16 protein-coding genes and 3 pseudogenes are annotated in these 13,336 nt (G+C 69.8%); 10 read left to right on the top strand and 9 right to left on the bottom strand.

The annotated features are described in order from the left end of the window. Positions 1–294: 294 nt before the first annotated feature. Positions 295–1,233 (bottom strand): AMP-binding protein, encoded by a 939-nt coding sequence (locus tag ACLML9_RS09730; RefSeq protein WP_411945189.1) that lies wholly within the window; start codon positions 1,231–1,233, stop codon positions 295–297. Between the two features lie 166 nt (positions 1,234–1,399). Between ACLML9_RS09730 and ACLML9_RS09725 the strand changes: the two genes are divergently transcribed. Next, complete coding sequence (locus ACLML9_RS09725) at positions 1,400–2,686, top strand: PucR family transcriptional regulator (protein WP_411945188.1); 1,287 nt, start codon at positions 1,400–1,402, stop codon at positions 2,684–2,686. A gap of 40 nt (positions 2,687–2,726) precedes the next feature. Next, positions 2,727–2,990: pseudogene (locus ACLML9_RS09720) on the top strand (alkane 1-monooxygenase); the annotation flags it as partial. On the opposite strand, the pseudogene ACLML9_RS09715 reads toward ACLML9_RS09720, so the two are convergent. Continuing rightward, a pseudogene (locus ACLML9_RS09715) lies at positions 2,988–3,173 on the bottom strand (fatty acid desaturase); the annotation flags it as partial. The pseudogenes ACLML9_RS09720 and ACLML9_RS09715 overlap by 3 nt on opposite strands. A gap of 22 nt (positions 3,174–3,195) precedes the next feature. On the opposite strand from ACLML9_RS09715, the pseudogene ACLML9_RS09710 reads away from it, so the two are divergent. Then, positions 3,196–3,477, top strand: a pseudogene (locus ACLML9_RS09710) (hypothetical protein); the annotation flags it as partial. Between the two features lie 52 nt (positions 3,478–3,529). Further along, entirely contained in the window at positions 3,530–3,760 is a 231-nt protein-coding gene (locus tag ACLML9_RS09705) for a hypothetical protein (protein WP_411945194.1), read from the top strand. Between the two features lie 217 nt (positions 3,761–3,977). Here the strand turns inward: ACLML9_RS09705 and ACLML9_RS09700 are convergent, their stop codons facing one another. From ACLML9_RS09700 to ACLML9_RS09685, 4 genes are all read right to left on the bottom strand, one after another. Further along, positions 3,978–4,235 (bottom strand): DUF4235 domain-containing protein, encoded by a 258-nt coding sequence (locus tag ACLML9_RS09700; protein WP_411945187.1) that lies wholly within the window; start codon positions 4,233–4,235, stop codon positions 3,978–3,980. Beyond that, a complete protein-coding gene (locus tag ACLML9_RS09695) occupies positions 4,232–4,624 on the bottom strand; it encodes a DUF3618 domain-containing protein (RefSeq protein WP_411945186.1) in 393 nt (130 codons plus the stop codon). Before ACLML9_RS09695 ends, ACLML9_RS09700 begins: the two co-directional genes overlap by 4 nt. A gap of 2 nt (positions 4,625–4,626) precedes the next feature. After that, the gene (locus ACLML9_RS09690; RefSeq protein ID WP_411945185.1) at positions 4,627–5,043 is read right to left on the bottom strand and encodes a phage holin family protein; all 417 of its coding nucleotides are present in this window, start codon (positions 5,041–5,043) and stop codon (positions 4,627–4,629) included. A 97-nt stretch (positions 5,044–5,140) separates the two neighbouring features. Beyond that, complete coding sequence (locus ACLML9_RS09685) at positions 5,141–5,581, bottom strand: MarR family winged helix-turn-helix transcriptional regulator (protein ID WP_411945184.1); 441 nt, start codon at positions 5,579–5,581, stop codon at positions 5,141–5,143. A gap of 161 nt (positions 5,582–5,742) precedes the next feature. Here ACLML9_RS09685 and ACLML9_RS09680 point away from each other — a divergent pair, with 161 nt between their 5' ends. After that, on the top strand, positions 5,743–6,126 hold the full coding sequence (locus tag ACLML9_RS09680; RefSeq protein ID WP_411945183.1) for a DUF5313 family protein: 384 nt from the start codon (positions 5,743–5,745) through the stop codon (positions 6,124–6,126). Positions 6,127–6,190: 64 nt separating this feature from the next. Here the strand turns inward: ACLML9_RS09680 and ACLML9_RS09675 are convergent, their stop codons facing one another. Further along, a complete protein-coding gene (locus tag ACLML9_RS09675) occupies positions 6,191–7,627 on the bottom strand; it encodes an MFS transporter (RefSeq protein ID WP_411945182.1) in 1,437 nt (478 codons plus the stop codon). Between the two features lie 98 nt (positions 7,628–7,725). Here ACLML9_RS09675 and ACLML9_RS09670 point away from each other — a divergent pair, with 98 nt between their 5' ends. Further along, positions 7,726–9,072: an APC family permease gene (locus ACLML9_RS09670; protein WP_411945181.1), complete on the top strand. Its 1,347-nt coding sequence runs from the start codon at positions 7,726–7,728 to the stop codon at positions 9,070–9,072. Here the strand turns inward: ACLML9_RS09670 and ACLML9_RS09665 are convergent. Both ACLML9_RS09665 and ACLML9_RS09660 read right to left on the bottom strand, forming a co-directional pair. Further along, positions 9,069–10,505 carry a glycosyltransferase family 39 protein gene (locus tag ACLML9_RS09665; protein WP_411945180.1) on the bottom strand — a complete coding sequence of 479 codons (1,437 nt, stop codon included), beginning with the start codon at positions 10,503–10,505 and terminating at the stop codon, positions 9,069–9,071. The genes ACLML9_RS09670 and ACLML9_RS09665 overlap by 4 nt on opposite strands. 151 nt (positions 10,506–10,656) lie before the next feature. Further along, the gene (locus ACLML9_RS09660; protein ID WP_411945179.1) at positions 10,657–11,610 is read right to left on the bottom strand and encodes a DNA polymerase domain-containing protein; all 954 of its coding nucleotides are present in this window, start codon (positions 11,608–11,610) and stop codon (positions 10,657–10,659) included. A 435-nt stretch (positions 11,611–12,045) separates the two neighbouring features. Between ACLML9_RS09660 and ACLML9_RS09655 the strand changes: the two genes are divergently transcribed. The 4 genes from ACLML9_RS09655 (at position 12,046) to ACLML9_RS09640 (ending at position 13,237) form a co-directional block, all read left to right on the top strand. Beyond that, positions 12,046–12,231, top strand: a complete 186-nt coding sequence (locus ACLML9_RS09655; RefSeq protein ID WP_030525029.1) for a hypothetical protein — start codon at positions 12,046–12,048, stop codon at positions 12,229–12,231. Between the two features lie 49 nt (positions 12,232–12,280). Then, positions 12,281–12,538, top strand: coding sequence for a PhoD-like phosphatase N-terminal domain-containing protein (locus ACLML9_RS09650; RefSeq protein WP_411945178.1), 258 nt, complete (start codon positions 12,281–12,283; stop codon positions 12,536–12,538). An 88-nt stretch (positions 12,539–12,626) separates the two neighbouring features. Next, positions 12,627–12,977 (top strand): alkaline phosphatase D family protein, encoded by a 351-nt coding sequence (locus tag ACLML9_RS09645; RefSeq protein ID WP_411945177.1) that lies wholly within the window; start codon positions 12,627–12,629, stop codon positions 12,975–12,977. Further along, complete coding sequence (locus ACLML9_RS09640; RefSeq protein ID WP_411945176.1) at positions 12,974–13,237, top strand: hypothetical protein; 264 nt, start codon at positions 12,974–12,976, stop codon at positions 13,235–13,237. Before ACLML9_RS09645 ends, ACLML9_RS09640 begins: the two co-directional genes overlap by 4 nt. Positions 13,238–13,336 lie beyond the last annotated feature (99 nt).

Raw genomic sequence — 13,336 nt, 5'->3', positions numbered from 1 at the left:
CGTCGGGTGTTATCGGAGTGTTCGGGTCGGCCTGTTCTTCCTATTTGCTTCCTCCGGCATTTTCGCGGACTTTGTCCGCGGCCGCGGCCGCCAACCCGGCGGTCTTCTGGGCTCCCGGGCCGGACGGGGTGTTCGGGTGGGGGCGGGTCGGTGCCTTCTTCTTGACCGCCGCCATCCGGTCGCCGAGGCCGGCCATGTCCGCGGGGGGCGAGGTTCAGGCCGACCATCCGGCCGGGACATCACGGGTGCGTGTTCGGCTCCGCCGCCCCGTTTCGGGGTTGTGGCCCGGGCATGTCATCGAGCGCGGCACGAGGGCGGCCGAATCTCGGGGGCCGGTGTACGAACGGGCCGTGGTCGTGGCGGGAAGTCGGTCAGCCCGTGATCGTGCACGATCGGTATGCCGTAGCGGCGCTCGAAAGCGGTCCGCAGTTCCGGGCCGGTTTGCGCGGTACTGCAGATGGCGATCCGCACCGACGAGATATGCGGCCGGGTCCCGCCGGGCAGCTCGGACAGCCGGCGGTACACCGCCGGGGCCGCCGCGAAACAGGTGGCGCCGCTGGACTCGATCCGGTCGAAGAATGTCGCGGGATCGAACGGGGCTATGGTGGCACGACCGTCGGCGAGCAGCGGCGCCAACACCCCCAGGACGATGCCGTCGACATGGGACAGCGGCTGGATCGACAGACTGTGGTCGGTACCGGTGATCGCGAAGATCTCGATCGCCAATCGGCACAGCGCATTGAGGTTCATATGGTCGAGCACGGCAATCGTCGACTCGTCCCCGGATCCCCCGACGGGCACGAGCAGCGCCGGTGCGTCGTCACTCACCCGCGCCGGCTCGGCAGTGTCGGGATCGGCCGCGGCGAGCCGGTCGGCGGAAACGACGGAGCGCACCGGGCCGGCAGGGGCCGGATCATGCGCGGCGACCAGAACCCGGGCGCCCGCACGGGCCATGCGGCGGCCGGCTGCTCCGGCGGGTGACGCCGGATCGAGCGGGGCGACAGCGGCGCCCACCCGCCACGCGGCGAAGAGGGTGACGACGAAGGCGGCGGTATCGGACAGCATGACCGCGAGCACGTCGCCGGTCGATAGACCGGCGACGCGCAGCGAGGTCGTCGCCCGCCGCACGGCGTCCAGGAACGCGGCATTGTTCAGTTCGGTGCTGTCGTCGGAGACGGCCGCGGCGTATGGAGCGAGTACCGCACGGCAGTCCGGGAGTACTGCAAGGTTCATAGGCGATCCTCGGGGCAGTGGTCCAGGTGTTGTGCGTCCACGGTAAGAATTTCCGGCCGCCGGGTCTCCGTCGCGCGCCGATGAAGTCCACGGTGGTCTTTGTCTCCGGGAAACAAGCGGATGGACAGTTCCGGCGGGCGGCCCGGACAGAGGTACGGTTGACGGTGTGACGACCGCACGTCACGACACCGCGTACGCAGACCGCTTGATCGCGGAGACAGCTGCCCGGATGAACGTACGGGTGGGCGAGATCAGCGCGGCCATCCGCACCTATATCGAGGATGATATCGCCGATCTGCGCCACGATCCGCAAACCGGCGACCTGCTCGGTGAGAGCGTCGAAGCGAATATCGCCACCGCGCTGCACGCCCTGCGCTATCACGTCCCAGTCGCCGATATCCAGGCGGCGCCCGCCGCCGTGGACTACGCCAGGCGCCTGGCTCAGCAGGGCGTACCGGCCCACTCGCTGGCTCGCGCCTATCGCGTCGGGCAGCGCCGGCTGACCGAGATGGTGTTCGCCGAACTGCACACGATGGCCATCCCCCTCACCGAACGAATCGGCGTGGTCGAACGCGTCGCCTCCGCGCTGTTCGAATACATCGACCACATCACCGAACAGGTCCTCGGCATCTACAGTGACGAGCGCGAACAATGGCTGGAAAGCCGGAACAACATCCGCGCGGTGCGGGCGCGCGAGGTACTGGGCAGCCGCCAGACCGTCAACGTCGACGCGGTCACCGAGGCGATCAACTATCCGCTGCGCCGGCACCACCTCGCCCTCATCCTCTGGTGCCCCGAGGGCGAGATCGACAGCGAAGCCGTCTCGAATCTGCAGCGGTTCGTCCGTGAACTGGCCGACGCCCTCGGTGCGGCATCCAATCCGTTGGTCATCGCCGCCGACCGGATCAGTGTCTGGGCGTGGCTGCCCTTCGGCTCCGAGCCGGCGGGCCTGGTCGCCGCGGTACGGAGATTCGTATCCGGCCGCCGAGATGCCCCGGACGTCGCGATCGGCACCCTCGGCGCCGGTGTCGACGGCTTCCGCCGCTCCCATCGCAGCGCACAGCGCGCATGCTCCGTCGCTCGGGCACACGGGCTGTCCACTCCTGGTGTTGTCGCCGCCGACGACCCGGGGCTGACAACCGCGGCGCTGCTCGGCGGCAGCGTCGACGAAGCGCGCGACTGGGTGAGCGAGGTGCTCGGCGGCCTGGCCGGCGACAACGAGCACGACGCGCGACTGCGCAATACGCTCCGGTTGTTCCTGGGCGCCGGATCGAGTTACAAGGCCGCCGCCACCGAGCTGAATCTGCATTCCAACTCCGTCAAATACCGGGTCGGGCGCGCCATCGCGCGACGCGGCCGCCCGATCGGCGCCGACCGGCTCGATGTCGAGCTGGCCCTGCTGGTGTGCCACTGGTACGGCCCCCTCGTCCTACGGCCGGAACCGAACCGGTAGCTTCCGGATCCGATCAGGCGCGGTCCACCTCGACCATGAAGACGATGTGCTCAATGCCTGGGCGATGACCGTGGTGTTGTGGGGCGCGCCGGCCGTGCTGTTCGGGCCGGGCGTGCTGCCGTTCCTGCTGCTCCAGGTCGTCTACGGATTCTCGTTACTGGAGATCTTCCTCTTCCACCTGCAGCGGCACAGCGACCATCATGCGGCGCCCACCCGGCGCTACCAGACCCTGCGCAGTATGGACGGCGCGCCCGAACTGCCCGCCGGGTACGCCGGCATGATCACCTTGGCCTACTTCCCGCCGCGCGCGCTCCAGCGCCCACCCCGACCGCAGCCCGCCCCATACGCTGCGCGGCAGGAAACTCCAGAAGGATTCCGCGAACCGGGCGCTGGCCGGGTCTTCCGGGGTGGCGACCCGGACGTGATGACCGCGGTTGTGCTCGATGGAGAAATGCCCGTAACCGGTCTGCGCCAGCGTGATCTTGGATGGGCCGGTGGCGGCCAGCGGAATGTTGCCTTCGATCGAGGTGGAGACCCACGGTCCTTCGTCGAGTTCGACCACGGCGACCGTCAGCGGCGTCGTCTCCCCGCGCCCGCCGAACAACCACAGATACCGCTTCCGGTCACGCCACACCCCGGAACCCGTCGATCAGCGGCCGAACGTGGTTGTGATCCTCGCCGACGACCTGGATTCGGCGACCACGCCGGTGTGGCAGGCGATGCCGCGGACCGCCACCCTCATCCGTGACCGCGGGATGGAGTTCACCGACGCGTTCGCGCCGATGCCGATCTGCTGCGCGGCCCGTGCCTCCATACTGACCGGCGAGTACGGGCACAACACCGGTGTCCTCTACCAACGCCGGCGAAGTCGGCGGCTTCGAGACCTTCCGCGCCCGGGGCAACGAGTCCCACACCATCGCCACCGCGTTGCACGGCGCGGGCTACCGAACCGGTATGGCCGACAAGTACCTCAACGGGCTGGAGGACGACCCCGGGCACATCCCGCCCGGCTGGGACGACTTGACCAGTGCGAATACGAGCTGTACGACCTGCACACAGACCCGTACCAGCTGACCGATCTCGTCAAGACCCCCGAAGGACGCGCCGCGCACGCCGACCTGGTCGCCACCCTCGACCGGCGCCTGGCCACCCTCACCGCGTGCGCCGGGGTGACCTGCCGCTGACGACCGGATCACGGGGGCCTCGATCGGATCGGGCCGCTCAGCTACGCACCGGGCGCGGCCACCCCGCAGTGGTCAGCGGCCGCGACGCATCCGCCGTTCCGGATTTCTCAGGTCGGCCACTTCCCGGTCATGCGGTGGTACGCGAGTACCCCGGCCCGGTCGACTGATGCTTTGACCAGGCCGAACACCGCGCCCTGGAGAGCGGCCGCGAACAGGACCTCGCGCCAGCCGTAGTCGGGAGAGGTCGCCGCCGGGGCCTCGTCCTGGCCGGCGGCCCGGCGCCAGAGCTGACGGAACACCGCGTGCGCCGCCATCCCGCCGAGGACCCCGGCCACCGTGCCGATCGGCTTGTACAGCAGGTTCATGATTTCCTGCCTCGTACGAGCAGCCACGCCACCAGCGCGGCGGCGAGGGCCGCGGTCACGGCGGGTACCGGATAGCCGCGCAGCAGTTCTACCGTCTTCCGGCCACCCGCCGCCACGGGCTCGGGTGTCCCGGCTTCGGCCCGTTCGAGGAGCTGATGGGCCTGCGCCTGCACCTGACCGGCGCGATCGCGGACCGTGCGCTCCACCTCCCCGGCCCGGTGCCGTACCTCCTCGGCGGCATGGTGCGCGGTGTCCTGCGCACGCGCCCGCACATCGAACTTGCCGGCGAGTTCGTCCACCGTCTCCCGAAGTTCCTCCCGGACCTGGTCGCGGTCGCGCCGCAAGGCGTCCCGGTCCTCGTCGACGGATCGTCCTCCGTTCTCGGTCATCGCTACCTCCGGTGGGTGACGGTCTCGATATCGGCGCGCGCCCCTGCCAGGGCGTCCGTGGGCACCGGCGGTGCGCTCGCTGTAATACTCCGCTTCCCGAGCCAGGTGAGGGCGGCCCCACCGGCGAGTAGTACGGCGCCGACGATCAGGGCCGCGGCCCACCCCGGCAGAGCCAGCGCCAGCGCCAGGGCCACGGCCGCGATCACCGCCGCACCGCCATAGAACATCAGCAGGCCACCCGCGCCCGCGAGGCCGGCGCCTTTGGCCGCGGCGCTCGTCTTTTCCTGCATCTCCAGCCGGGCCAGGCGCATTTCGTCACGCACCAGCCTGCTCACCTGAATGGTGGCCACATCGACGAGTTCGCCGACCGACCGGTCGTCCCCTGACTGCCGCGTAGGCGGCTGTGCCGTCCGAGTCATGTGCTACCTCCTGTCCGGCGGGCGGATACCCGCCGGACCCCGGGCCAAACGACACTGCGACCGGGTGAGAATTCGATCCGGCCCGCGTCCGGCGCGCCTAGCCGCGGGCCGCCCGGTTCACCCTGGTCAGGACCGCATGCAGTTCTTCGAGGTCGTCGAGGCCCATACCCAGCCGTTCGACCACCGCCGGCGGGATCTTCTCGGCCTCGGCACGAAGTGCCCGGCCGGCGGGCGTGAGGTCGATGACGAGGTTTCGTTCATCACGCGGGTCGCGAGTGCGGGTGATGTAGTCCAGTGCCTCGAGACGTTTGAGCAACGGGGACAGCGTCGGCGAATCCAGTTGGAGCAGTTCGCCGATCTCCTTGACCGACAGCGGGGCGTCGCCCCAGAGGGCGAGCATCACCAGGTACTGCGGATGGGTGAGCTTCATCGGCTCCAGCAGCGGCCGGTAGATCGCCAGCACGGCGCGGTTGGCCAATGCCAGGGCGAAGCACACCTGCCGCTCCAGCCGCAGTGGATCCTCGATCGTGCCGTCCATGGACACCTCCTCGGAGATCGGATGATACGTCCGTGCCCCGCCGGGCCTGCGTGAGCCGGGCGGCAAATAAGTCGTGCGCTAATCGTTAGCGTACGATACATTATCGGACAACTGGAATGGGTGAGCCGTCCGATCCGCCACCCGGAGTCGAGGAGCTGCCGATGCCCGCACGACCAACGCCGACCCCCGTGCAGCGGATCCGCTATATCTGCGGCCTATCCTTACCGGCCCCGCTGACGGACTGGGTGCTGGCGGACCTCACCGGCCCCGGAGCCGCCCGGCGCTATCTGCTGCGCTTCCTGGTTCCGGTGATCGCGCCGCTGTGCCTGCTCCTACTGCTGCCCGGGCCGCTCTGGATGCACCTGTCCATGATGGGACTGCTCTACATTCCGCTCGTCTACTTCACCGTCGCGCTGCTCTACGTCTACCGTCGCCACCGCCTGATCCAGCACGGTCTCGACCCCGACCTCGCGGACGTGGTGGAACGACGCCGGCACGCCGACGACCGCCTGGCCTACGAGCGCCGCTACGGCATAGCGGCCTAGCGACGGAGAAGGTCGCGATCGCGCCCTGCCGTGGGCGCGGCAATACCGGCCGGACGCCCCGGTTTCAGCCGGTGGGCTGCGAACTCAGCGGCGCGGCGATGTCTTCCAGCGATTGCCGCTCGGCACGCACCCCGAAGAGCAACTCGACGATTCCGCCGAGCATCATCATGACCGCGCCGATGGTGAAGGCCAGCGCGGTGCGACCGGCGTCGCCGTCACCGGTGAGCTCCGCGAATACCAGTGGTCCCGCGATACCGCCCGCGGCGGTGCCCAGGGCGTAGAAGAACGCGATGGCCATCGCCCTGGTCTCCATCGGGAAGATCTCGCTCACCGTCAGATAGGCGGAGCTCGCGCCGCAGGAGGCCACGAACAGCACCGCCGTCCAGCAGGCGGTGAGCGTGACGGCGGTGAGGTCGCCGCGTACCAGCAGTAACGCGGTGAGCAGCAACAGCACACCCGATCCCAGGTAGGAGCCCGCGATCATGGGTTTACGGCCGATGGTGTCGAAATAGCGGCCGAGCAGCAGCGGCCCGAAGAAACTGCCCAGGCACATGACGGCATAGAAGTAGCCGGTGCGATCACTGGGTACGTCGAAGGATTCACCGAGGATGACGGCGAAATTGAAGGTGACCGCGTTGTAGAGGAACGCCTGGCCGATGAACAGCGCCAGCCCGAGTACGCTGCGGCGCGGATACTTCCGGAACATGACCGAGGCGATTTCGCCGAACCCGGTGGAACGCCGCTGCCGCACCTCGATGGTCTCCGCCACCGGTGGCAGGTCGGCACCGGTGTCCCGGCGCACCTGATCCTCCACCGCGTCGACCAGTTCCTCGGCCTGCCGGTCACGGCCGTGGATGAACATCCACCGGGGGCTTTCCGGAACATGCCGGCGCACCACGAGCACCAGCAGCCCGAAGAGCACGCCCATGCCGAACATGAGGCGCCAGCCGATATCCGGCGCGAACAGTTGCGGATTCAGCGCGGCCACCGAGAGCAACGCGCCGCCGGAGGCGCCCAGCCAATAGGTGCCGTTGATGACGATATCGATCCGGCCGCGGTACTTGCTGGGAATCAGTTCGTCTATCGCGGAATTGATGGCCGCGTACTCACCGCCGATGCCGAGTCCGGTGAGGAACCGGAACAGGACGAACCACCAGACCGAGAAGGAGAACGCGGTCATAGCGGTGGCCACGAGATATACCACCAGCGTGACGATGAACAGCTTCTTGCGGCCGTAGCGGTCGGTCAGCCGGCCGAAGACCAGGGCCCCGATACACGCGCCCGCCACGTACATCGCCGCCGCGAGCCCGGACACCTGCGCCGACGAAATGGCCAGACCACTGTCGGGCTCGGACAGTTTCGTCGCGACACTGCCGACGACGGTGACCTCGAAGCCGTCGATGATCCACACCGCGCCCAACCCGACCACGATCATCCAGTGCCAGCGTGCCCAGGGGAGCCGGTCGAGGCGGGCCGGGATCCGGGTACGCACCGTCGTCATGGGGCGGGTCTTCCCGCGCGCGGTAGCGGCAAACCCAGGCGCCCACCCGGGTCGGCCGATCCGCTGGTGAGAGCGGGATGCCGGGGTATACGGGCGCTATGGCGACGACGTTGCGGCGCACTGTGCCCACCCACCTGCTGTACTTCTTCGTTCTCGGTGACGTGCTGGGCGCCGGGGTGTATGTACTGATCGGCGACATCGCCGCGCAGTCGGGTGGCGCGGTGTGGGTGCCGCTGCTCACCGCGCTCGTACTGGCCTGTCTCACCGCGGGCTCGTATGCCGAACTGGCCACCCGGTTTCCGCGAGCGGGCGGCTCGGCCCACTACGTGACCCGGGCGCTCGGGCCGGCCGCCGGCGCCTTCATCGGCTTCTGCATGCTCGCCGCGGGCGTCGTCTCGGTCGGTGCGCTGGCCCGCGGCTTCGCCTCGGATTATCTGGCCGAACTGATCACCCTGCCCACCGCGGCCGTCGTCGTACTGTTCCTGAGCGCACTCGCACTGCTCAACATCCGCGGTGTCAAGGAATCGCTCGGCGCGAACGTGGTCGCCACGGCCGTCGAGGTCGGCGGGCTGCTCCTGGTCATCGGTCTCGGCGCCTGGGTTCTCGTCCGCGGCGACGGCGAGCCGGGCCGGCTCGTCGAGCTGGGCACCGCCGAGCACGGCGCGGTCGGGGCGACCCTCGCGGGCGCGGTACTCGCCTACTACTCGTTCGTCGGGTTCGAGACCTCGGTGAATCTGGCCGAGGAAGTGCGGGATCCGCGCCGGGCCTACCCGCGGGCACTGTTCGGCGCGCTGCTGACCGCGGGTCTGGTGTACGTATTACTCGGGGTGGTCGCCGGGGCGGTCGTTCCCACCGAGGTGCTGGCGGAGTCGAGCGGTCCGCTGCTGGAGGTGGTCCGGACGGCCGGCGGGGTGCCGGAACGCCTGTTCGCCGTGATCGCGCTGGTGGCGGTCGCCAACGGCGCACTGCTGACCGGCATCATGGCCTCCCGGCTCGCCTACGGGATGGCCCGCGATGGGCTGCTGCCCGGGGGCCTGGCCCGGCTGCTTCCGCGCCGCCGAACCCCCTGGGTGGCCGTACTCGCGACCACGGCTCTCTCGCTGCTGCTGGCGCTGACCGGCGAAATCGCGGCCCTCGCCGAAACTCTGGTCCTGCTCCTGCTCGTCGTGTTCACGGCGGTCAACGCGGCTGTGCTCCTGCTGCGCCGGGAACCGGACGGCACGGGCGCGTTCCGGGTCCCGACCGTGGTGCCCTGGCTCGGACTGGCATCCTGCCTTTTCCTGTTCACGCGGATCGACGGTGCGGTGTGGCTGCGCGGACTGATCCTGCTGGGATTCGGTCTGGTGGTGGGCGGTGCGCAGCTCGTCCGCGCGCGCCGGACCCGCGGATCCGGGCCGGCCCGCTCCGAAGTGGCCGGTGCCCCGAATCCACGGCAGGAGGGCTAACCCAGCTGCCGCTGCGCCGGCCACAGCTGCGCCCAGGGCGCCCGTACGGTACGGCACACGTACATCGCCGCCCCTTGCTCGTCGTTGTCGATTCCGAGCCCGTTGTCGATACGGCCCGCCGCTTCGGGAGCGGAATCGGCACAGAAACGCTCGACTTCCGCGCGGGTGAGGCCGACGGTGAGAATCGGGCGGGAATCGGCCGGTGGCCCCCACCACCAGTAGGCATTGTGGCCGCTGCGCGGAACCGGGAGGTCGTACGGGGCGCCGAAACGCTCGATGGCCGCGGCTTCGCCGTAGTTGGCGGTGAGTAATTCCGCGTCCGGCGCCGAGCGGGCCCTGGCCTCGGCGATCCGGTCGGCGAACCGCGGCCAGCCGACCATTTCGCCGGCGTCGTAATTGAGCGCGAGAATCGGCGAATCGCGCAGGGCGGTGACGGGCAGAACCGGCAGGAACAGGACCGCCGATACCGCCGCGTTCAGCGCGACAACCGCGGTAGTCGCGGCGAGTCGCGCCCGGGTACGGGTCAGCGCCGGCACCAGCGCGGTGGCGCCCGCGGCCGGCAGCACCGGGTACATCCCACCCAGGTAGTAGGCCTTGCCCCCGGTAACCAGATACGCCACGAACAACAATGCGTAGGTGAGCGCGAAGGCACGGTAGCGCTGTTGCCGGGCCAGCCACCACAGACCCCCGCCCCACAGCACCACCATCAGCGGCCCCATCAGGCCGAACTGCAGCAGTACGAAGGCGGCCGGGCCGTCCGAGGTGCCCGACGAGCCACCCGCGATGGCTCGGCTCATCTCGAGCTGCGGCAGTCCGTTGCGCATCTGCCACCACAGATTCGGCGCCCAGATGACCGCGGCGTTCGCGAGTGCGACCGGGAAATACCTGGTGACGAACAGTTTCCGTGGGCCGAGCAGCAGGAATGCGCACGCCAGAACCAGCAGCGGTAGCGCCAGCAGTGTCTTGTTCTGCAAACCGATACCCGCCAGCACTCCGGCGAACAACCACCAGCGCCGATCCGATTCGGGCCGCAGCAGCCGCAGTACCGTCACCACCACCGCCGACCACACCGCCAGGTCGAAGATCACGGTGCCGAGCTGATGACCGCCGCCGAGGAGGAGCGCGGAAGAGGCCGCCGCGGCGGCGGCCAGGGTCTGCGCTGCCCGGCCGCCGCCCAGTTCACGGGCCGCCCAGCCGGTACACACGATCACGGCGGTGGCCGCCACGATCGCCGGGATCCGAAGAAGCACCAGCGAATCCGCGTCGATCGCGGCCATCGCCCGGGCCGGCAACGGCACCAGTGGCGGCTGGTCGGCATACCCCCAGTCGAGCCGCCGCCCCGCGGCCAGGACGTACATCTCGTCCCGGTGGTACCCGTACCGGTCGGCACACCCGGCGAGCAGGACCGCGAAAACACCTGCCACCCAGTACATTGCGCCGTCCTACCCGCTGCCGGCCGCGGGCCGGGTCACCGCTACGCCCCCGGTCGATCCTCGCACGAGCGCCCGGCCGCTCGCTCGGTATCCACCACGCCGCGGCGGCTCGGTTCCGACGCCGCCGGTTCCTGCCCGGTGGATGGGCGTATCAGGTGGCCCGGCGAGCACGGGCACGCCGTTTACCCTCGTGCATCGCCTGGACCTGGGGAACCGGGATCGTATGTCCTTCGGTGACCAGATCGGCCGGAATCGCCTGCGGGCCGGGCATGACGGCCGACCAGAGGTCGGTATCCGCCAACAGAGCGGGCACCGTCCGTATCGTGAAGTCCGCCGGCGTCACCTCGTCGAGGTCGGCCCAGGCGAGCGGGAACGAGACGGGAACACCGGGGCGGATACGCGGACTGTAGGCCGCGACAACGGTCGCGCCGCCGGTGCGTGTCGGGTCGAGAAAGACCTTGCCACCGCGGTCCTCCTTGATGAACGCGGTGGTGGCGAAACCGGGATCGAGGCGCTCGGCCCGGGCGGCGATCGCCCGCGTCGCCGCGGCCGCGTCCTCGTGGCGGGTACCCGGCGCGATCGGCACGAACACATGGGCTCCTTTGGCGCCGCTGGTCTTCACCGCGCCGGTCAATCCGGCGTCCGTCAACGCCGCGCGGATCAACTGTGCCGCCTCCGCCGCGTGCCGGAAGGACTGCCCGGGTGACGGGTCGAGGTCGAGGACCAGATGCGTCGGCCCGGCTCCGGGATCGGAAGTGACCAGAGTGGGGTGGTATTCGACAGCGCGCTGGTTACCGAACCACAGCAGGGTCGGCATATCGTCGCACAGCGCATAGGAGATCTCGCGCCGCGAACTCTCCGCCCAGACCGTCGTCCGCCGGACCCACTCGGGCGTGTACGTCGGCAGGTTCTTCTGCATGAACGGCTCCTGCCCCGGCCGGACGCGGACCACCGACAGCGGGCGGTCCCGCAGCACCCGCACCAGGCGCTCCCCGACCGCCTCCAGATAGTCCAGCAGGTCTCGCTTGGTCGCCTCGGCGCCGTCGAACAGCGGCTGATCCGGATTCGTCACCGGAACCCCGCGGCGGACCTCGTCACTGGTCATCGCCTCACCATGCCCGCCGGCGGCACCGCGGTCAACCACGGGCCACCGCCGCGGCGGCAACCCGGGCACACCGCGCTCCCGGAGCGGACGGCCACGACAGCGCGCAAGACCATATTTCGGTTGCGCATCGCGCGCACGATCCGGATCGTTGCCCTGTGCCACCACGAACCCCGATACCGGCTCCGCCCGACTCCCGACCACTCGAGGAACGCCCGGACCTCACCGGCTGGCGGCGCCGGCACGACCGGCGGTCGTCGAACGCCGCCCGGCCGATCCCGTCCGGTAAGCAGTACCGCCGCAGGCAGAAGCACTCGAAACCCCAGGATCCCGACAGCCGCCGGTGACGGCGGGCCGAGCGGTCCGCGAAACATCCGCTGCCGCAATCACGATGTCCGGACAACGCGCTTTCCCATTTTCCGGCACATCGGAGCAGCTATGAGCGACACCACCCAGCGCGACACCCTGCGAATGCGTGAGGACCTGCGACACGCCTGCCGGCTCCTCGGACTCGACGACCGGCACGGCGCCTGGATCGCCCGCGAATTCGCCCCGTGGGCGACCGGATATCTCGCGCGCCGGGTGACCCTCGAACTCCGCTACCGGGACGCCGACGCGGCCTGAAGTCTTCCCGAGTTGCCGAATTCAGCCCGATCGGCTGTGATCGGAGAACGTGAGCGGAAACGGCAGCGTTTCGAACATCGGGGTCCCGGTCGCATCGGACCGCCGGACCGGACTGCGCGCGGGGGCGGTGACCGCCGCGGCGGCCGCCTTACCCGTCCCCACCGCATCTGCGGCAAGCCCGGTGTTCGGGCACGGCATCGCCTCCGGTGATCCGCTACCCGACGGCGTCGTCCTCTGGACCCGGGTGACCGTCGGGCCGCAGGCTCTGCCGGGATCGGGAATCGGCGCCCCGGCCACCGTCCGGTGAGAGATCGCCGAGGACGCGGGGTTCACCACGGTGGTCGCCGCCGGCTCGCTCACCGCGAGCGCGGAGTACGATCACCGGGTCGCGTCAGATGGAATGGCTCACCGCCGGATTGGTTTCCGGCTCCGCGCGCTGGCAGGTGGTCGGTAATTCGGTCATGATCGCGCCGCTGGCGTTCCCACCACTGGACCCCCAGACCACCGCGGCCGTCACCGAAGTGTTCGGTATCCCCCGCGAGGGTCTGGCGCCCAACACCGACCAGTGGGACGGCTTTCCCGCCGACCGCCGCCGCCTCCTCCAGGCCCTGACCGACCGCGGCGTCGGCGACGTCGTCTTCCTCACCGGCGATATCCACAGCTCCTGGGCCTCCGACGTCCCGCTCGACGCCGCGCGCTACCCGGGCGGCCTACCGCCGGAGCCGAATTCGTGGTCCCGTCGGTGACCTCCACCGGGATCGGGGATATGCTGCCGCCCCCGCGGCGCACGGGTTCGGTCGCGCTCGCGGAGTCGGTGCGGGCGCTCAACAAGCACATCCACTACACCGAACTCGATTCCCACGGCTACGGCGTGGTCGAACTGGTACCCGATCGGGTGCGGATGGAGTGGTACTACGTCGGAGATGTCACCGACGCAGGCACCGACGTCCGAAGAGCGGCCGCCTGGGAACTGCCCCACGGCGGCCGCCTCCGGCCGGGCGGGTGATCCGTCGGCAGGACCGAGGGTCACTTCGATCGTCCACTCGGACGGAAGGCCGCCGGGCCCGCCCCGGTTCTGCGGCTCCGGAGGCTGGACAGAGGGATA

The sequence above is a fragment of the Nocardia sp. NPDC002869 genome (assembly GCF_046764065.1).
GTDB classification, from domain to species: domain Bacteria; phylum Actinomycetota; class Actinomycetes; order Mycobacteriales; family Mycobacteriaceae; genus Nocardia; species Nocardia rhamnosiphila.
The sequence above is the reverse complement of the archived record's forward strand: the minus strand, read 5'-3'. Positions and strand labels throughout refer to the sequence as shown.